An 18330-nucleotide genomic window follows, 5' to 3' on the forward strand; every position below is an offset into this window, starting at 1 on the left:
CGCAACCGACAATCCGGAAGCTGGAAACGGGAGGGAACAAAATGGCCCTGCTGCCCGTTCATATTGCGTTCATGTATCACCACCCGGGGTGGTGCGCCCCCATTTTCTGGCGCGAACCGGGACAGCCCGCAAACTTCATGGAAAAGCGGCCGAAACGGGTCCGAGAAGGGATGATTCTGATGAGCAATTCGCGAGACGAATGGATCAGCAACCGGGCTTATGCCCTTTGGGAGCAGAATGGCCGACAGCACGGCCAGCACGAGGAACATTGGCAGCAGGCCAACAGCGAATGGGAAGAGCTGCAGCGCAACGCCCTGCCGGGCCACGTCCAGGACGGGCAGCGCGACGAGGGCATGCCTCCCGAATATCTTCAGGCCGACACGCAGGAAGATCCGGCACCCCGCCTGGGACGTGCGCCTTCCGCGAAGAAGCAGAGCAAGAGCGACACCGTCATCCTCGGAAAGTCGCAGGAGACGAAATCGAAGCGCCGCTCCTCGCGCAATTCCGTCTACGAGGAAAAGGATTACCAGGCGCTCTGATGCCGCCTGCCGTGATGCAAGAAGGCCGGTTCGCCAGAACCGGCCTTTTTTCTGGAAAGATTTCTACCCTAAGCCGCAATCCCGGGGCGCGAAGATCGCAACGCTGGCCTCGTAGACCATGGCCTTCGGCTCGGCGGGATGGCGGGCAAACGCGTCTTCCGCACCCGTATCGGCGACCCGGTCCCATGTCTTGGTGCCATTGATGGAAGGCAGCGTGAAGGTGCAATCCGCACCGGCATTCAGAACCACCAGCAGGCAATCTCCGGGCTCCTGGTCACCGATCACCCGGCGCCGGCAGACGAAGACACCGAGGACCCGCAATTCCGGATCGTTCCAGTTTTCGTCCTGCATGCGCTTGCCGTTCGGTGCAAACCAGGCCAGCTCGAAATGGCCCTCCTCGTCCGGTTCGCCGATGAGGAAGGGGTCCTGGCGCAGGCATGGATGTGCCTTCCGGAAGGCAACGGCTTCCCGGCAGAAGTTCAGGAACGGGTCGTCGATGCCGCTCCAGTCGGTCCAGCCGATCTCGTTGTCCTGGCAGTAGGCGTTGTTGTTGCCGTCCTGGCTGTTCCCCAGTTCGTCCCCCCCGAGGATCATCGGAACGCCCTGGCTGGACAGCAGCGTGAGGATCATCGCGCGCCGCCGCCGGGCGCGGGCAGCCTTTATGCCCTCGTCATCGGTCCGGCCCTCGAAGCCCATGTTGTCCGAACAGTTGTTGGAGTGACCGTCATGGTTCTCCTCGCCATTCGCCTCGTTATGCTTGTCGTTGAAGCTTACCGTGTCCATGAGCGTAAAGCCGTCATGGGCGCTGAGGAGGTTCACCGATGTGGTGGCGTTGCGGTCCGAATGATTGAACTGGACGGGCGAGCCCACGAGCCGCTCCGACACATCGCTGAGCATGCCGGGGTCCTTGCGCCAGAACCGGCGGATATCGTCGCGGTACTTGTCGTTCCACTCGCGGAAGGGATAGGGGAAGCCGCCCACCTGATAGCCGCCATGGCCCACATCCCAGGGCTCCGCAATCAGCTTGACGCCTGCAAGGATCGGATCCTGCCGGATGGCGTCGAGAAAGCGTCCTTCCCGCTCGAAGCCGTCCTGCTCCCGGCCCAGCGTGCTGGCCAGATCGAAGCGGAAGCCGTCGACATGCATGGCATTCACCCAGTAGCGCAGGCTGTCGAGCACCATGCGCATGACCATGGGATGGGCCGTGTTGAGCGAATTGCCCGTCCCGGTCGTGTCGTAGGTATGGCGGGGGTCCTCGTCCGAGAGACGGTAGTAGCTGCGGTTGTCCAGCCCCCTGAAAGACAGGGTCGGACCGCGCTGGTTCCCCTCCGCCGTGTGATTGTAGACGACATCCATGATCACCTCGATGCCGGCGGCATGGAAGCGCTTCACCATGGTCTTGAATTCCTTGATCCGGTTGCCGGAAAGGAAGCGGGGCTGCGGCGCAAAGAAGCCGAGCGTCTGGTAACCCCAGTAATTGCGCAGGTTCTTCTCCACCAGATACCGGTCGTCGAGGAAGAACTGGATGGGCAGAAGCTCGACCGCCGAAATCCCGAGCTTCACGAGGTGATCCACGATGGGATCGCTCGCCATGCCCAGGAAGGTGCCCCTGAGTTCGTCCGGCACGTCAGGATGAAGCATCGTCATCCCGCGGACATGGGTTTCGTAGATGATCGTATCGGTCCAGGGGCGCCTGATCGCCTCGTCGCCATCCCAGTCGAAGGCCGGATCCTGAACGATGCCCTTCACCATGAAGGGCGCGCTGTCGCGCTCGTCGAAGCTCAGATCCTCCTCGGGTGCGCCGATCGTGTAGCCGTAGAGCGCGTCGTCCCAGACGATCTCGCCCGCGACCTGCTTGGCATAGGGATCCAGGAGGAGCTTGTTCGGATTGAACCGGTGCCCTTCCTCCGGCGCATAGGGACCATAGGCCCGGTAGCCATAGACCGTGCCCGGGCCGATACCCGCGATGTAACCCGACCAGATATCTCCTTCGCGCTTCGGCAAGGGAAGCCGGGCGATCTCCTTCTTCCCGTCTTCGGAAAAGAGACAGAGCTCCACCTTCTCGGCATGAGCCGAAAAGACAGCGAAATGCGTTCCCTCTCCGGTGTATTCGGCGCCGAGCTCCGGCTTCATGAACTCCAGTTCAGAAAATGCATAACTCATGTTTGTGCTGCTCATTGGGGTTTGGTGACGGTGAGTAGTTCATGGCTGCGCGGGTGCGCCGCCGGTGTGGCGGGGCGGGCGCTGGCCGGGACCCAGCCACGGCGCACGCGCCGCGCTTCCCGGTGCCAGCGGTCGACCATGGGCTGGTCGATGAGCAGGATGCCGCCGGAGCTGCGCCGGAACCAGGTTTCGTCCTCTTCCGGATCGAAACCGGCCATGAGCGGCCCGTCGATGCGTGTTCCGGGGGCAACGACCGCATCGCGGAGGCGCACGTCGCTTCCGATCGTCGCGCCGTTCATCAGGACCGCCCGTTCGAGCCGGGCCCCCGTGCCGATGTTGACGAGCGGTGCCAGCGCGCAGGCCTCCAGATGGGCGCCGATGGCCTCGGAACCGGGATAGATGAGCGAGGGGAACTGCGACCCGGCAACCTCTCCGCGGCTGCCGATCCAGCCGGCATGCAGAGGCCAGTGTTCGAGGTCGAGCCCCGCTTCGCCATGGATCAGATCCATGTGCGCCGCGTGCAGGGCATCGATGGTTCCGACATCGCGCCAGTAGGCCTTTGCCCCTTTCCGCGGGGCGGAAAGGCGGTGGACATAGGCATGGCCGCGCTCCGCGACGAGCGGCAGGATGTCCTTGCCGAAATCGTGGGAGGAGCCCGGATTGTTGGCATCGGCGATCAGCAGCCGGCGAAGGCGCGGCCAGTCGAAGACATAGATGCCCATGCTGGCCAGCGAACGTTCCTGGTCTTCGGGCAGCGTCGCGGGATGCGCGGGCTTCTCCTGAAAGCCGGTGATGACCCCCTTCTCGTTCGCCACGATGACGCCGAAGCCCCTGGCTTCCCGCCTGGAAACGATGTCCGCGGCAATCGTGATATCGGCACCCGTCGCCACGTGCTGCTCGATCATCGGGCCGTAATCCATCTGGTAGACGTGGTCGGCGGCGAGAACCAGCACGTGCCGGGGCCGCAGCTGATCGATCCGGGCGATGTTGCGATAGACCGCATCGGCCGTGCCGCGATAGCCCTCGGCCTCGATCTCCGTCCCGCTGCCAAGGCAGACCACCGAGCCTTCGTCCATGGCGAAGCGCGGTTCCCACCGGTTCCGGATGTGGTTGACCAGCCGCTTCGGCTGGTACTGGGTGGCGACATAGGCACGGCGAATGCCGGAATTCAGCGTGTTCGCAAGCACGAAATCGACAATCCGGGAGGAGCCGGCAAACGGGATGGCCGGTTTGCAGTCCCGGTCCGTCAGCTCATGGAGCCGGCTGCCGCGTCCACCCGCGAGAATGAAGGCAAGGCATGTGTCGGTCAGCATTGCTGGCTTCGAGGTCATATGTTCGTCTGTCCATGTCTAGAAGAGGGTGTCCGGCATAGCCGGGGGGATGTGTGCGGGGGAAACGCGCCCCGCAGGGGAAAGGTTCCCCGAATACAGAGGCTTGGTGCAATCAGCAGATGCAGTGAAATTGAGGTAAAGCCGGAACCTTTGATGCGCCTGTCCTGTTCCTTGCCCGATGAAGCAGAGGAACTGACGCTGGACATGGAACAGAGACTTGATGCGATGGGTGGAACGGGACTGGAGAGCTGGGGCCCGCAATGGCTTCCCGACGGCATGGTGGATTTCCGGATCTGGGCGCCGGACGCTCCGTCCATGAAGGTCGTCACCGGGTTTGCCGACCTGCCCATGACCCGGCAGGAAGACGGCTGGCCTCACGTCGCCATTTCCGGCCTGAAGCCCGGTGACAGCTACAGCTTTCGCCTGCCGGACGGGCGGACGGTTCCCGATCCGGCCTCGCGGGCACAGGCGGGCGATGTGCATGGCCCCTCGCTGCTGATCGATCACGACAGTTACGAATGGAAAAACAACGACTTTCGCGGACTTCCCTGGGAAGAAACCGTCATTCTCGAGATGCATGTGGGGACATTCACGCCGGAAGGCACGTTTCGGGCGGCGATCGAAAAGCTGCCGCAGTTGCGGGACGTAGGCATTACCGCCATCGAGATCATGCCCGTCGCCCAATTCCGCGGCGAGCGGGGATGGGGCTATGACGGCGTCCTGCATTATGCACCGCATTCCGCCTATGGTACGCCCGATGATTTCAAGGCGCTGGTGGACGCGGCCCACGGTCTCGGACTGATGGTCTTCCTCGACGTGGTCTACAATCACTTCGGCCCGGAGGGAAACTATCTCGGCGCCTATGCAAGCCCCTTCTTCAGGCAGGACGATCCCACGCCGTGGGGCGCATCAATAGATTTCAGCAACCCTGCGGTGCGGAAATACTTCGCCGACAATGCCATGATGTGGATCGGCGATTACCGCATAGACGGCCTTCGCTTCGATGCCACGGAGCAGATCCGGGACGAGGAGTCCGAGGAGCACTTTCTCGAGGAACTGACGCGAAGCCTCCGCACGCGCTTCGCCGACCGCCATCTGCACCTCATTGCGGAAGACCAGCGGGGGCGCCGGTCGCTCCTGCGGCGCGACGAACACAATCAGCCCGTCGTCTTCACGGGAACCTGGAGCGACAGCCTGCATCACTGCCTGCACGTGCTGGTAACCGGAGAGTCCAAGGGCCATTACAAGCGGTTCGAAGACAGTCTCTGGGACAACCTGCGCACCTCTGCGGCCGAGGGTTTTCTCTTCCCCGACGATCCCGCGCATGCGGATTGGCCCGTGCCGCCGAATGTCTACGTGAACTACATCCAGAACCACGACCAGATTGGCAATCGTGCCTTCGGCAACCGCCTAAACACGCTGATTTCTGCCGACATGATGGAAGTCCTGACGGCGATGATGATGCTGATCCCGCATACGCCGATGCTCTTCCAGGGCGAGGATTTCAATGACGACAGCCCCTTCTGCTTCTTTGCGGATTTCGAGGGCGAGCTGGGACAGGCCATGCGGGACGGTCGCCTCGGGGAGGCGGAGAATTTCGGCGGCATGCCGGAGGGCAAGACGCTGGCCGACCTGCCGGACCCGATGGATCCGGTGACGTTCCACGCATCGAAGATCGAATGGAGCAAGGCGGACAGCGAGGAGGGTCACAAGGCGCGGCTGCGGCTGAAGGCGCTGACGGACATCCGGCGCGAGCACATCGCGCCCCTGATGCGCCGCGGGCCGACCGTCCCCGGCACGATCCTGCCCGCGCCGGACGGGTTGCTCGCCATCGACTGGGCATTCCCGGACGGGACGCTTTCGCTGAGGGTGAACCTGACGGACCAGCCTGCGCGGTTGCCCGGCATCCTCGGCACGGTTCTCTACGCACAGACCGTCGCCGGAGCAGAACACGGCGCACGACTGGATGATCTTCCGGGCCCCGGCATCGTTGTCGGACTCAACCGCCTGGATGGCGCCCCCTGAAGCAGGAACCGGTGCGGCGGCGGCACCGGTTTTTTTCAGGCCAGGCCACGGACACAAGCAGTGAAACGGAAGGAGGATCCACATGTCCTCGAGTATTTTTCATCGCGGCCCCGCTCTGGCAGGTCCGCAGGCCGATGGCGAAACGCTGGAAAGCGTCCATCAGCTTGCCACGGCCTGCGAGCGCTGCGACCTCTATCGCAATGCCACGCAGGTCGTCTTCGGAGAGGGATCCCCGAATGCCTCCGTCATCCTGGTCGGCGAACAGCCCGGCGACAAGGAAGATCTTGCAGGACGGCCCTTCGTCGGGCCGGCGGGGCACAAGCTGGACATCTGCCTTGCCGAAGCCGGCATCGACCGTTCGCAGTGCTATCTCACCAATGCGGTCAAGCACTTCAAGTTCGAGGAACGCGGCAAGCGGCGGCTCCATGCCAAGCCCAATTCCGGCGAAATCCAGCGCTGCGCCTACTGGCTGGCGGCGGAGATCCGGATCGTGAAGCCACGCCTCGTGGTCGCCATGGGAGCCACCGCTCTCGCCTCCCTGCTGGGCCGCAACGTCCGGGTAACGCGGGACCGGGGCAAGCTGTTCGCGACCCCGCTGGGCTTTCCGGTGCTCGTCACGGTCCACCCCTCGTTCCTGCTGCGCCTGCCGGATCCGGAAGAAGCGGCACGGGAACAGGCACGGTTCGTCGACGACCTGCGCAAGGCCCTTCCCTTCTTCCCGGCAGGACCGGTTCTCGAGGGAACCGGCTCCTGAACCGGAGGGCTCAGCGGCCGAGCGCCTGCTCGATCGCGCGCCTTATGTCGTTCATGTCGAAGGGTTTCTGCAGAAGCACCGGCCTGAGCCGTCCCGGCACGTCCGGGAGGTCGTGATGGCCGGTGGCAAAGATCAGGCCGAGATCCGGCAAGCGCTCGCGGACGGTGCAGGCAAGCTCCGTTCCCGACATCCGCGGCAGCCCCATGTCTGTCAGAAGAACATCGAAGGTCTGCGTCTCGAGAAGCGCAAGCGCCTCCTCCGCGGAAGCCGCCTCGGCAATGTCGTGCCCCAGTTCTTCCAGCATGTCCATCGTGTTCAGGCGGATCAGGAAGTCGTCTTCCACGACCAGAACCCGCTTTTTCTCCGTGAAGGCATGCGAGGGGGGCGACACCTGGACCGGTACGTGTACCGGGACGTTGACGGCACTGTCCGTCTGCCGGGCCTGCTCCTCGATCACCTACGCGATCGGCTCCTGCCGGCGTGTGGCCAGAACCTGGCGTATGCGCCGTGCCAGCGCCTCGCGGCTGTAGGGCTTGGACAGGAGCTCGACGCCCGCATCGAGACGCCCGTCATGCACGATTGAGTTTTCCGTATAACCGGAGGTGAACAGGACCGCGAGGTTTGGCAGCCGCTCCTTGGCCATGCGGGCCAAATCCGCACTGCGCAGCGACCCCGGCATCACCACATCCGTGAACAGAAGATCGATCGGAATGCCGCTTTCGATCACGGTCCAGGCGCTTTCGGCGTCACGGGCCTTCAGGACCGTATAGCCGAGTTCGCCGAGCATCGCGACCACGGTCGCCCGGACCTCGTCATCGTCCTCGGCAACGAGAATGGTTTCGTTGCCGCCCGAAATGGGACCCATGTCCTGCTCTGCGAGGCGCTCTTCCGGTGCGCTCGATCGTGGCAGATAGATGCGTACCGTCGTTCCCTCGCCGAGCTCGCTGTAGATCTTCACGTGCCCGCCGGACTGCTTCACGAAGCCGTAAACCATGGAAAGCCCGAGACCGCTCCCCTTCCCTACGGGTTTGGTGGAGAAGAACGGTTCGAAGGCGCGGGCCATGATTTCAGGGGGCATGCCCGAACCGGTATCCGTGACCGCGATCACCACATACTGGCCCGGCGCCAGATCGGGATCGCGGGAAACATGGCTCGCATCGATGATGGAATTGGCGATTTCGCTGGTGAGCTTGCCCACGCCATTCATCGCGTCGCGGGCATTGATGGCCAGGTTGAGGATGGCGTTCTCGATCTGGGACGGGTCCACCAGCGTGTTCCAAAGATCGGCCGCCCGAATGGTGCGGATTTCGATCGCCTCGCCGATGGTGCGATGGAGCAGCTCCTCGATGCTGTCGATGAAGCGGCCGACATTGATGACCTTCGGCTCGAGTGCCTGCCTCCGACCGAAGGCCAGAAGCTGCGTCGCCAGCTTGGAGCCGCGCCCGACGCCGGCAAGCGCTCTTTCGATGTGCTGACTGGCCCGAGCGTTGCCGGCGACTTCGCGCGTGAGCAATTGCAGGCTTCCGGAGATGACCTGGAGAAGGTTGTTGAAGTCGTGGGCGATACCCCCGGTCAGCTGGCCGATGGCCTCCATCTTCTGCGCCTGGCGCAATTGCTGCTCGGCCTGCTCCAGCGCCGCCGCCTGTTCGTGCTCCGCCGTCACGTCGCGGCCATAGGCAAAGAGCAGATGGCCCTCCATGGTGATGCGCCAATCGATGGCGCGCACCGAGCCATCCTTGTGACGGAAGCGGATCACCTGATCGATGAAATAGGGTTTCAGCCCCTCGTCGTTCAGCGAAAACTGGACCGCACTCTCCTCCGGCTCGGAAAGGAAGCTGCGGAAGCTCTCGCCGAGCACTTCGCGGGGGCTGTAGCCCAGGGCTGCCGTCCAGGCCGGATTGACCGAACGGATAAGCCCGTCCTCGTTGAGGACGACCAGCAGGTCGCGCGAGTTGCGCCAGACGCGGTCCAGCTCTGCGGTGCGCTCCACCACCTGCTGCTCGAGCGACTGGGCAAACTGCTTCAGCTCCTGTTCCGCACGGCGCCGTTCCGACGCCGCGCGGGTACGCTCCGCCACGTCCCGGATGAAATCGATCTCGTCGGCGGTCCAGGCCCTGGCATCCTCGTGATTGAGGTAGAGAAGCGCGACCAGGCCCTCCCGTTCCGTGACTGGCATGTTGACGAAGGACTGCGCACTGATCGCCTTCAGCGCGTCGGCATTGGCGGCGGTCCGGGGATCCAGATAGGCATCGCCGACATAGACGGTCTCGCCCCGTTTCAAATCCTCGATGTAGCTGCCGTAATCCCGGAACTGGAGGGTGCCTGCGAGGCTCTTGATGCCAGGTGCATTCCAGTCCTTGTCGATGGTGATCGTCTCCTTCTCGGAGTCGATGGTGCCATAGCCGGCACGGCTGACATTCATCACGCGCGCCAGCATCTCCGCCGCCGCAAAGGCGATTTCGGCCGGGTCTTCAAGAAGGCGGAAGCGATCCGTCAGCTCGATCAGGGCCGCGCGGCGGATTTCCTGCGCGCGCACCTCGGTCACATCCACATTCACCCCGATGAGCCCGAGGAACTCGCCGTTGCTGTCATAGCGCGGCTGCGCGCGCGACTGCAGGATCCTGTATCGGCCCTGGCTGTCCCTGATCCGCCATTCGGAGAGCGTCGGCTCGAGATCGGGCACCTCCCGCACCCGCGCGCGTACACGGGCGAGATCATCCGGATGCATGTGCGATTCCCAGTCGAAGTCCGGCGGATCGTCCGGACCAAGGCCCCAGAACTTCCGGATCGCGGCATTCAGGAATGTCGGGCGTCCCGCCGGGTCCGTCATCCAGAGCATGACAGGCGCATCCTGCGCCACCAGACGGAAGCGCGTTTCGCTGTCGCGCAGGGCCTCTTCGGCCAGCCGCTGTTCGGTGACGTCATGCCCCTGTACAAAGATGCCGCTGGTAACGCCGTCATCGTCCACGACCGGCTGGTAGATGAAATCGAGGAAGCGTTCGTCCGGCGGGCCACCATCGCGCCGATTGAGAAGCACCCGGACACCGCGGCCGAGATAGGGCTGGCGCGAGGTGCGCACGCGGTCGAGGAGTTCTATGAAGCCCTGATCCACCACCTCCGGCAGCGCTTCGCGCAGCGGCTTGCCGATGACATCACGGTTGTCGATGAGGCTGCGATAGGCATTGTTGGCCATGTCGAAAACATGATCCGGCCCGAAAAGCGTGGCGACGAAGCCCGGCGCCTGCTCGAACATCTGCCTCAGCCGGTCCTTCTGCCCGCGCAAGAGCCGCTCCGCCCGCACCTTGGGTGTGGTCTCCACCACGATGGCGATGACGCCCACGGGCTTTCCATCCTCGTCGGGAATGGGCGAATAGTCGAGATCGAGCCAGACCTGCTCGGGCATTCCCTTGTTGCGGAACAGGATCATTTCCTGATCGCGGTAGGCAAGGGTTCCGCCGGCGAGGCAGGTCTTCATCACGTGCTCGTTGAAGTCGGCGACTTCCGGCCAGGCCTCGCGAACCTTCGCGCCGAGCACCTCCGGATGACGGCCGCCGCATATCGCGGCATAGCCGTCATTGTAGATCATGACGCCATCCTCGCCCCAGAGGGTGACCATGGGGACCGGCGAGCGCATCATGAGACCGACCGTGCTGCGCATGTGTCGCGGCCAGTTCTCGATGGGGCCGACCGACGTGCCGGACCAGTCGAACTCTGCGGTCAATCTTGCCGTTTCACCATCGCCTGCAAGAAATCCCGCCAAGGCCGCTGCTGCACGTCCGTCGACGCTGCTCGTCATCAAAAAAAGCTCCCCTCAGGGCACAGGCGAGGCCCCATTCCTGACGAAACGGGCCTGCCAGTTCCCGTTCGCCACACGTTCGGCTTGCAGATAGGGCACAACGCCCGCACCGCAAGTGAGCGCAGGCCGCAAGTTTCCGGCCCGCCCAGAAAAAGTCACTCCACCACGGGGATGGTCATGGTGAATACAGTACCCCCGTCCCGCTCGAAGGAATAGCGTCCTCCAAGCTGCGCTACGAAACCGGCGATCAGCTTGCTTCCCATGCCCTTCGCCGCTCCCTCGGGATCGAAGCCCGGCCCGTCGTCGACGATGGTGAGAACGGCATGCCCGCTCTCCTGGCGAAGGCGTACGTCGAGGATGCCGGTCTGGCCTTCGGTGAAAGCGTACTTGAACGCATTCGACACCACCTCGTTGACGATCAGCCCGATGGGCAGAGCCTGGTCCCGATCCACATGGATGGGTTCCAGATCGAACCGCACGTCGACGTCGCGATTGTAGGCCTTGGCAATTTCCGTCACCACTCTCGTGAGGTAAGGGGCGGCCTCCAGCCGATCGAACTGATCCGACTGGTAAATCTGCTCGTGTACCGCAATCATCGCCGAGATCCGGTGCACCATCTCCTTGCGCGCCTGATCGGGAAGAGGCTGCAGACGAACGAGGGCAGACACTGCCTGCAGATTGTTCTTCACCCGGTGATGGATTTCCCGGAACAGGAAGTTGTTTCGCTCCAGCGCCTTCTCCAGATCCCGGTTCCGGCTGACGTATGCGCGCAGGAGCGCAGCGATGGAAACCGCTTCGATCAAGAGGAGAGCGATCATCGGGAGGCCGAAAACGATCTCCTGCCTGAGCGTCTTCCAGAAGATATCGAGCGTCTCGGTGCGTTCGATCCCGGCAACCGCAATCAGCGGCCATTTGCTCAGGCGCCAGAAGCCGACAATGCGCGCCTTGTGGTCCACCGGCGAAATCTCGCTGTGGTAAAACCCGTTCGGCTGCCATTTGAGCGGCGCGTCGAAGAGCGGAAGCGTTTTCAGCTGGATGCTGTTCGGCACGGGCGGATAGCGTGCAACCAGCCAGCCGTCATCCCCGAGGACGCCGATGGACGAGAACTCCCCGAGCCCCATGCTGCTCCAGAACTCGACCAGCTTGTGCACTGGAATGGCAATCGTTGCGGCGCCGTGAAACGCGCCATCCCGCTTGATGCGACGAGCGATGATGAAGACCTGCTCCTTGCTGACCCGTTCCACGAGCTGCGGGGAGATGACGCTCTGTTCGGTGGTCTGAACCTTCTGGAAATAGCTGCGGTCTGCGATGTTGATGACCGGGGCGCGAGGGATGCTCGACAGGCGGAGCATGCCGGTTTCGTCATAAACCGCATACTGGAAGCCCACCGGCAGCCCGCTCACCGCACTCGCAATGTCGTCGGCGGCGCCCGAAGAAGAAACGATCGGCTGGTTGGAAAAGACGCTGTCGATGCGGCGAAGCGCTTGGTCGCTCGCCTCTATCATCCATTCGAGGTTGGCAGCCACCACATGCGCCGAGGAAACCGCCCGGGCCTCACCCGCGCTGATCGCTGCCCTGTAGTTCTGCCAGACCATCAACATGGTAAGGCCCAGGATCGCCAGGAAAAAGGCAATCCCCATTCCAATCGCCAGTGCGGGCATTCCCACACGGTCGCGAAGCGACACAGTGCCCTTGTCGTCCACCAAAGCCCCCTCGCCTCTCCGTCAGCCGATCAGCGGTCCCGGTCCATGCGCCAAGCAGTCCTTGGTCTTTTCGCCCTGGGGTTTCCCCGGCCGAAGTCCGGGATCGCCCTCTCGCTTTCAATTAACTCAGTTAGTATCAAAAACCATGTTCATGGGCACCAGATATTTTAGGAGGCTGAAAAAATATTCTATTGCCAGATATCGCATCTCATAATTGGCCGATGATTTATGAGAGTAATAACGCCACTCATTTGTACAATTGGCGCTTCGCTGCACCCGAACGAGCAATATTCTTTCGAATCACGACCAAAGACGACTTTTCCGGAACATTCGCGCCGTTCGGCGGTTCTTCCAGCCAGGGGACATGATTTCCAATCAGAGGAGTACGCACCTATGGCTCAGAAGATGCTGCAGGACCTGTTCTACGACACGCTGAAAGACATTTATTATGCCGAGCGCCAGATTCTGAAGGCTCTGCCGAAGATGGCGCGCGCCGCGCAGTCCGAAAAGCTGCGTCAGGCCTTCGAGCAGCACAAGGAAGAAACCCAGGGCCAGATCGAACGCCTTCAGCAGGTCTTCGAGATCATCGGCAAGCGCGCACAGGGCAAGACCTGTGAAGCCATCCAGGGTATCATCGCCGAGGGCGAGGAAATCATGGAAGAGTTCAAGGGTTCGCCCGCTCTCGATGCCGGTCTGATTTCGTCCGCTCAGGCTGTCGAGCATTACGAGATCACCCGCTACGGCACGCTGGCCGCCTGGGCAAAGCAGCTCGGCCACAAGGAAGCCGTGACGCTGCTCGAGCAGACCCTTCAGGAAGAATCCAAGACCGACAGCTCGCTGACCTCGCTTGCCGAAACGGCGCTGAATGCGGCCGCCGAACGCAAGGCAGCCTGATTTCAGGCCCGTTCAACCAAAAGGCCGGCGGAGCGATCCGCCGGCCTTTTCTTTTATTCGCATGGCCTTTGATCAATGCAGCCAGATCGCAAGATCGCTGGGCTTGGGAGCCGCGGAGGCTTCCTGACCGAGGCCAAGCTTCTCGAAGGCGAATTTCTGCGCAGCCACCTGCGCCGTCTCCTTGTTGGGATAGCGGTCCGGCAGGACATAGCCACGTCCGTTGACGGATAGCAGCGCCTTGCGGCTCAGGAAGTCGAAATGCAGCTGCAGTGTGGGGCGGGTGCTGTCGGTATGGGCCATCTTCTTCTCCTCCAGACGGTTTCCGCTGAAACAATTATGGCAGCCCGGTGGTTCCCGATCCTAGCACCCTTTCTCCGAACTTCCCCGCAACCGACTGAAATAGATGAATTATTTCTCTTGTCCGCCTCGCTTTCCAGGCACCTGACACAATCGGGTCACAAGTATGACGCGTGGGCAAACGCTGAGAGTGAAGAACAAGCTGTTCTTCAGGAACAAAAGAGCGGAGATCCGTGTTTATTCAGCAAATAGATCGAAGTTCAAAAGGTGGATCATGCACGACTTTCTCTGGCTTATCATCCTTGTGGACGGGCCGCTCTTCATCGGCTTGCTTATCGCGTCCTACCTGCTCAACCGGCTTCCGCCCATCGAGGCCGGCGCCGGTACGGGAAGGCAGGCCGGTAGCTCGACCTTCTCCGTCAATCGCAATGCGCGTCGGGGCATGATCTGATGGACCTTGCCGATCTCGAGGCGCGTCTCAACGCCCATCGAAAGCTTCTGGTTCAGATCATGACGATGCTGGCCGGCGACGAGCGCTTTGCAGTCTTGCTGCAGCGGTATCGGGACGAGACGGAAAACGTTCAGGATCACCAGGAGGATCCGGGCGTCGTCGAGCCTGATCCCGCCTTCGCGATCAAGGGCCGGTCAACGGAAGAGTTGCAGGCCATGCTGGCTGCCGCCCTCGTTCGCGCAGACGTCGAACCGCCCTCGGCGGCCGCCAGACGATAGCCGGAAATCGGAACCATTGCGGCTTCGGACCGTTTTTTCTCTAAATGAGGAGAAACACCATGAACCCGCAGAACACTCCCTACCAGCCCCCAGTTCGAGATGATCCACCGCCGATCTGGCCGGGCGACCTGCCCGTCCGGGAGCCCGACGAGGAGCGGCTCCCGGACGAGGTACCTCTTCCCAATCCTGACGAAAACCGCACGCCAGAGCACTATTGCCGTCTCCACTGACGGACAGGAATACTGCCCGTAAATCCGGAAACCCCGTGAAAACGGGAGACCCGCTTCTCTAGGCATCTAATTCCGGTCTCTCCCTGCTTCAGGTATTCCAGCACCATCTCGCACACGCCGGGCAGAGAGCCCGGCGAGCAGGTTCAAGGTTCTCTGCCCTTGTGGCAATAAACGTCGATGCGGATCACGACCCGCCGTCCCGCGAGATGAACTTGTTGAAACGGCTCTTTTCGCCTGCCGCGGTCTCGTCCTGATAGAGAAAGGCAAGCTTTCTCTCATCGAAGATCTGGAAGAATTCCTCCCAGCCGATCTTCTCGAGGTTCTCCTCGGGCTTTCCGAAATCGATGCGCAGGATGCCGCCCTCGCCTTCGGCGCGCACGCGGGACGGGTGTCCTCGCCGGGCTTCCACCCAGCTCTTGATGGTGTCGTGATCGGTCGTCGTTGCGGACGTGGTCATGAACAACTCCTGTCAAGTTAAGTCAGGGGATTAACTCTGTTGCACGCAGCGTTGTTCCTGTGAGGGCGAAGGAACTTCGGGGCGCGGACGAAGTTCCATTTCGAGCAATGCGCGTATCTCCGCTGACCGACGCAAGAAGTTGCACCTTGGCGGAGCTACGCCGCAGCGTTAACACTTGACATTCATCAATTCCGTACGCGCTGGACGCGGGAAGCAGGGACCAGATGGATCTACTGACGATTGCCGGATCTCGGCGTAATTCGGCGCTTGGCTATGTCTTCGCCCTCGGCTCGGTTGCCCTCGCCTTCCTCGTCCGCCTGACTGCGGGGGCCTACATGGCACCCTTCTCCTATCTGATCTTCATCCCGGCGGTGGTGATAGCGGCCTTTTTCGGCGGGACAGGTGCCGGGCTGCTGTCGGCGGCGCTCTCCATCCTGATGGTCCAGTACGTGCTGGAAAGCGGTGTCAGTGGCCCCTCACCCGATGGGACGACCGAGATCATCGGGATGGTGTGCTTTGCGCTGAATGCGATCCTGCTCATCTGCGTCGTGAACGCCCTGCTTTCCGCCTTGCGGAGCAAGGCGCAACGGGAAACGGAAATGATGGAGTTTCATGCCGGTCTCGACCGGGTGGTGGCGGAGCGCACCGATCTTCTGAAGCTGGAGATGACGGAGCATGTCGCTGCGCAGACCCAGATGCGCGAACTGCAGAAGATCGAGACGATAGGCCAGCTGACGGGCGGACTGGCCCATGATTTCAACAACATGCTGGCCGTCATCGTGGGAAGCCTTGACATAGCGGAACGCCGCCTGGAGCGCGGGCGGACGGAGGAGCTCGGCTCCCTCATCCGCAACGCGCGTGACGGCGCAAGGCGGGCGGCCAATCTGACGAACAGGCTGCTCGCCTTCTCCAGACGCCAGCCTCTGACGCCTGAGGTCATCGATCCGAACCTCCGGCTGCAATCGCTGCCGGACCTGCTCGGCCGATCTCTGGACAGCGATGTCCGGATCGAGCTGAAACTGGCCGATAATCTCTGGCCGATCTCGGTGGATGTGGGCCAGCTCGAGCAGGCCGTCCTCAATCTCGCACTGAATGCCCGAGATGCCATGCCGGCCGGCGGCACCGTCACTGTCACCGTGGACAATGCGGAGCTGGATCAGGCCTATCTGAAAGCCCATCCCGAGGTCCGGCCCGGCCAGTATCTGCGAATATCGGTAGCCGATACCGGGGTCGGCATGGCTCCTGAAGTCATGGAGCGCGCCTTCGACCCCTTCTACACCACCAAGGGCCCGGGTAACGGCACGGGTCTGGGACTCAGCCAGGTTTTCGGCTGGATCAAGCAAAGCGGCGGCCACATCAGGATCCTGTCCGAAGTGGGACAGGGAACGACGGTGTGCCTCTACCTCCCCCGCTACACCGGAAAGGAACGTCCCGCGCAAGAAGAGGCCTCGCGCACCCAGCGGCCGACCGAGCCACTGCGGGAAGAAGTGGTGATGGTGGTGGAGGACGAAGACAATGTCCGGCAGATGACTGTCGAGGCGCTCCGGGAGCTGGGCTACTCCGTCATCGAGGCATCGGGAGGCAGGGACGCCCTGCAACAGCTCTCCTTCAATCTCCGGATAGACATCCTGTTCACGGATATCGTCATGCCGGACATGAACGGCAAGCTGGTCGCGGATGCGGTGAAAGACCGTTTCCCCGCGGTAAAGGTCATCTTCACCACCGGCTATACGCGCAACGCCATCGTCCATAACGGCATCGTGGAGTCCGGCATCAACCTTCTCCTCAAGCCGTTCACCCTCGAACAGCTGTCTATGAAGATCTCCGAAGTCCTGCGGCGCTGAAAGCCGCCAACGAAAAAAGCCCGGCTCAAAGCCGGGCTTTTTCCTGTTCTTCGCCTGCCATCAGTTGACGGAACGGCCGCTCTGTTCCTGCTCGCTGGCAACCGCCTCGCGACCCGCCACGGAAAGCTGCACCCTGCCACCGTCGACAGACTGAACCAGGTTCATGTCGATGAAGTGGTGGTGTCCGGCATGCGCGCCGTGGCTGTCCGACTTGGTCAGCTTGATGCGGCCGCCTTCCACGCGGTCGACCGTGCCGACATGCTGGCCGTCAGAACCTACCACCTCGGCATGTTCGCGGATTTCAGAGGCGTTGATCATGGGGGTTCTCCTCTTTGGGGTTGAAGTCGACAGAGTAACGCCCGAGCGGACCGTTCGATCCGGCAAATACTGAAAATAATCGACGGGTTGAAACGCAGCGAACGGGAACTAAAGCCGCAATAATACGTTTTCATCGCGATCTGCAGACGGTCACGACCGAAGCGGACATTTCAATGAAGCAGCGGAACGTCAATCGATTGACAGGAGGTTACTATGGGATTCGGACGCGGTATTTTGCTTTGGCTGTTGGGAATTCCGATTCCTGTTATCATTCTCCTTGCTCTCTTCTGGCGATAGGGGGCCGCAATGACGCTCCCTGTCTCCCAATATGGCTCTGATCCGACGATCGAGTCATCCTCTTCGGCAGTCTACTGGGGTCCCGTCATCGCCGGGGCCCTCGCTGCCTCGGTGCTGACGGCACTGCTGATGCTTGTCGGCTCCGGCCTCGGGCTGACGATGGTCTCTCCCTTCTCCGGCGAGAGCGCCAGTCTGACCACCATCGGCATCAGCGCGGCGATCTGGTTCGTCGTCGTCCAGTGGCTTTCCTCCGGCGTCGGCGGCTACCTCACCGGACGTCTGCGGACCAAATGGTCCGGCATCCATACGGATGAAGTGTATTTCCGCGATACGGCACACGGCTTTCTGGCCTGGGCCGTCGCAACGCTGCTGATGCTGGCCATGGCCAGCTCCACCGCTTCCGGCCTGCTGCAGAAGGGCGCGACATTTGCCGGTGCCGCAGTCGGAACCGCTGCCGGCAGCGCCGCGGCCATCGGGGCAGATGCCGCCGATGACAGCAATGCAAACCCGGTGGATTACTTCACCGACATGCTGATGCGTCCGGCAGACCCGGCCCGGGCGGCTGCGACCGATACGGCCGCCAGCAACCGCGAGATCGGCCGCATCCTGATCCGCTCGGCTGCGGAAGGCGAAATGACGCCGGACGACCGCGCCTATCTGGATCGCGTGGTTGCGGCGCGCACGGGCCTTAGCGAAGCGGATGCCAAGGCGCGGATCGACACGGTGCTGAAGCAGGCGGAAGACGCCAAGGTGAAGGCACAGCAGACCGCGGACGAGGCCCGCAAGGGCGCGGCCACGGCCGCACTTCTCGGGGCTCTTGCCCTGTTCATCGGCGCCTTCATCGCCGGTGCGGCGGCCGCCGTCGGCGGACGCCAGCGTGACGAGGACGAAAGCCGATATGGATCATAGCCCCCGTCATCTCCCGATCTGATCTGCGATGCGGCTCCGCAGGG

At 62.4% G+C, this 18330-nt stretch carries 15 protein-coding genes and 2 pseudogenes; 9 read left to right on the plus strand and 8 right to left on the minus strand.

All coding sequences use genetic code 11. From position 1 onward, the window contains the following. Nucleotides 1–41: 41 nt before the first annotated feature. Complete coding sequence (locus tag GGR23_RS21730) at nucleotides 42–539, plus strand: DUF2934 domain-containing protein (RefSeq protein WP_246365997.1); 498 nt, start codon at nucleotides 42–44, stop codon at nucleotides 537–539. Nucleotides 540–602: 63 nt separating this feature from the next. Here GGR23_RS21730 and glgX read toward each other — a convergent pair whose 3' ends face one another. Then, nucleotides 603–2702: a glycogen debranching protein GlgX gene (gene glgX, locus GGR23_RS21735; RefSeq protein WP_183368435.1), complete on the minus strand. Its 2100-nt coding sequence runs from the start codon at nucleotides 2700–2702 to the stop codon at nucleotides 603–605. An 11-nt stretch (nucleotides 2703–2713) separates the two neighbouring features. After that, nucleotides 2714–4033, minus strand: coding sequence for a sugar phosphate nucleotidyltransferase (locus GGR23_RS21740; RefSeq protein ID WP_210297055.1), 1320 nt, complete (start codon nucleotides 4031–4033; stop codon nucleotides 2714–2716). A gap of 204 nt (nucleotides 4034–4237) precedes the next feature. On the opposite strand from GGR23_RS21740, the gene treZ reads away from it, so the two are divergent. Then, the gene (gene treZ, locus GGR23_RS21745; RefSeq protein ID WP_246366002.1) at nucleotides 4238–6058 is read left to right on the plus strand and encodes a malto-oligosyltrehalose trehalohydrolase; all 1821 of its coding nucleotides are present in this window, start codon (nucleotides 4238–4240) and stop codon (nucleotides 6056–6058) included. Between the two features lie 82 nt (nucleotides 6059–6140). After that, nucleotides 6141–6812, plus strand: a complete 672-nt coding sequence (locus GGR23_RS21750) for a UdgX family uracil-DNA binding protein (protein WP_183368437.1) — start codon at nucleotides 6141–6143, stop codon at nucleotides 6810–6812. A 10-nt stretch (nucleotides 6813–6822) separates the two neighbouring features. Here GGR23_RS21750 and GGR23_RS21755 read toward each other — a convergent pair. From GGR23_RS21755 to GGR23_RS23565, 3 genes and pseudogenes are all read right to left on the minus strand, one after another. Then, nucleotides 6823–8865, minus strand: a pseudogene (locus GGR23_RS21755) (response regulator); the annotation flags it as partial. Nucleotides 8866–8889: 24 nt separating this feature from the next. Continuing rightward, nucleotides 8890–10608, minus strand: a pseudogene (locus GGR23_RS23325) (PAS domain-containing protein); the annotation flags it as partial. Between the two features lie 155 nt (nucleotides 10609–10763). Further along, nucleotides 10764–12311: a histidine kinase dimerization/phosphoacceptor domain -containing protein gene (locus GGR23_RS23565; RefSeq protein ID WP_183368438.1), complete on the minus strand. Its 1548-nt coding sequence runs from the start codon at nucleotides 12309–12311 to the stop codon at nucleotides 10764–10766. Between the two features lie 393 nt (nucleotides 12312–12704). Between GGR23_RS23565 and GGR23_RS21775 the strand changes: the two genes are divergently transcribed. Next, on the plus strand, nucleotides 12705–13205 hold the full coding sequence (locus GGR23_RS21775; protein WP_183368439.1) for a YciE/YciF ferroxidase family protein: 501 nt from the start codon (nucleotides 12705–12707) through the stop codon (nucleotides 13203–13205). Nucleotides 13206–13277: 72 nt separating this feature from the next. Here GGR23_RS21775 and GGR23_RS21780 read toward each other — a convergent pair whose 3' ends face one another. Further along, nucleotides 13278–13505, minus strand: coding sequence for a hypothetical protein (locus GGR23_RS21780; RefSeq protein ID WP_183368440.1), 228 nt, complete (start codon nucleotides 13503–13505; stop codon nucleotides 13278–13280). Nucleotides 13506–13776: 271 nt separating this feature from the next. Between GGR23_RS21780 and GGR23_RS21785 the strand changes: the two genes are divergently transcribed. From GGR23_RS21785 to GGR23_RS21795, 3 genes are read left to right on the plus strand one after another with little or no spacing between them, the layout of a single operon-like run. Further along, nucleotides 13777–13953, plus strand: coding sequence for a hypothetical protein (locus tag GGR23_RS21785; protein WP_183368441.1), 177 nt, complete (start codon nucleotides 13777–13779; stop codon nucleotides 13951–13953). After that, nucleotides 13953–14231 (plus strand): hypothetical protein, encoded by a 279-nt coding sequence (locus GGR23_RS21790; RefSeq protein WP_183368442.1) that lies wholly within the window; start codon nucleotides 13953–13955, stop codon nucleotides 14229–14231. Before GGR23_RS21785 ends, GGR23_RS21790 begins: the two co-directional genes overlap by 1 nt. A gap of 59 nt (nucleotides 14232–14290) precedes the next feature. Continuing rightward, nucleotides 14291–14461, plus strand: coding sequence for a hypothetical protein (locus tag GGR23_RS21795; RefSeq protein ID WP_183368443.1), 171 nt, complete (start codon nucleotides 14291–14293; stop codon nucleotides 14459–14461). A 184-nt stretch (nucleotides 14462–14645) separates the two neighbouring features. Here GGR23_RS21795 and GGR23_RS21800 read toward each other — a convergent pair whose 3' ends face one another. After that, nucleotides 14646–14918 (minus strand): hypothetical protein, encoded by a 273-nt coding sequence (locus tag GGR23_RS21800; protein WP_183368444.1) that lies wholly within the window; start codon nucleotides 14916–14918, stop codon nucleotides 14646–14648. A gap of 224 nt (nucleotides 14919–15142) precedes the next feature. Between GGR23_RS21800 and GGR23_RS21805 the strand changes: the two genes are divergently transcribed. Then, on the plus strand, nucleotides 15143–16762 hold the full coding sequence (locus GGR23_RS21805) for an ATP-binding protein (RefSeq protein WP_183368445.1): 1620 nt from the start codon (nucleotides 15143–15145) through the stop codon (nucleotides 16760–16762). Nucleotides 16763–16822: 60 nt separating this feature from the next. Here GGR23_RS21805 and GGR23_RS21810 read toward each other — a convergent pair whose 3' ends face one another. Continuing rightward, entirely contained in the window at nucleotides 16823–17080 is a 258-nt protein-coding gene (locus tag GGR23_RS21810; RefSeq protein WP_183368446.1) for a DUF2171 domain-containing protein, read from the minus strand. 306 nt (nucleotides 17081–17386) lie between these two features. Between GGR23_RS21810 and GGR23_RS21815 the strand changes: the two genes are divergently transcribed. Then, entirely contained in the window at nucleotides 17387–18286 is a 900-nt protein-coding gene (locus GGR23_RS21815) for a hypothetical protein (protein ID WP_183368447.1), read from the plus strand. Nucleotides 18287–18330: the final 44 nt, after the last annotated feature.

The sequence above is a fragment of the Gellertiella hungarica genome (assembly GCF_014197145.1).
Lineage (GTDB): Bacteria > Pseudomonadota > Alphaproteobacteria > Rhizobiales > Rhizobiaceae > Gellertiella > Gellertiella hungarica.

Coding starts and splice junctions, on each gene's coding strand:
- GGR23_RS21730 (WP_246365997.1), top strand. CDS start 42: ATGGCCCTGCTGCCCGTTCATATTGCGTTCATGTATCACCACCCGGGG.
- glgX (WP_183368435.1), bottom strand. CDS start 2,702: ATGAGTTATGCATTTTCTGAACTGGAGTTCATGAAGCCGGAGCTCGGC.
- GGR23_RS21740 (WP_210297055.1), bottom strand. CDS start 4,033: ATGACCTCGAAGCCAGCAATGCTGACCGACACATGCCTTGCCTTCATT.
- treZ (WP_246366002.1), top strand. CDS start 4,238: ATGGAACAGAGACTTGATGCGATGGGTGGAACGGGACTGGAGAGCTGG.
- GGR23_RS21750 (WP_183368437.1), top strand. CDS start 6,141: ATGTCCTCGAGTATTTTTCATCGCGGCCCCGCTCTGGCAGGTCCGCAG.
- GGR23_RS21775 (WP_183368439.1), top strand. CDS start 12,705: ATGGCTCAGAAGATGCTGCAGGACCTGTTCTACGACACGCTGAAAGAC.
- GGR23_RS21780 (WP_183368440.1), bottom strand. CDS start 13,505: ATGGCCCATACCGACAGCACCCGCCCCACACTGCAGCTGCATTTCGAC.
- GGR23_RS21785 (WP_183368441.1), top strand. CDS start 13,777: ATGCACGACTTTCTCTGGCTTATCATCCTTGTGGACGGGCCGCTCTTC.
- GGR23_RS21790 (WP_183368442.1), top strand. CDS start 13,953: ATGGACCTTGCCGATCTCGAGGCGCGTCTCAACGCCCATCGAAAGCTT.
- GGR23_RS21795 (WP_183368443.1), top strand. CDS start 14,291: ATGAACCCGCAGAACACTCCCTACCAGCCCCCAGTTCGAGATGATCCA.
- GGR23_RS21800 (WP_183368444.1), bottom strand. CDS start 14,918: ATGACCACGTCCGCAACGACGACCGATCACGACACCATCAAGAGCTGG.
- GGR23_RS21805 (WP_183368445.1), top strand. CDS start 15,143: ATGGATCTACTGACGATTGCCGGATCTCGGCGTAATTCGGCGCTTGGC.
- GGR23_RS21810 (WP_183368446.1), bottom strand. CDS start 17,080: ATGATCAACGCCTCTGAAATCCGCGAACATGCCGAGGTGGTAGGTTCT.
- GGR23_RS21815 (WP_183368447.1), top strand. CDS start 17,387: ATGACGCTCCCTGTCTCCCAATATGGCTCTGATCCGACGATCGAGTCA.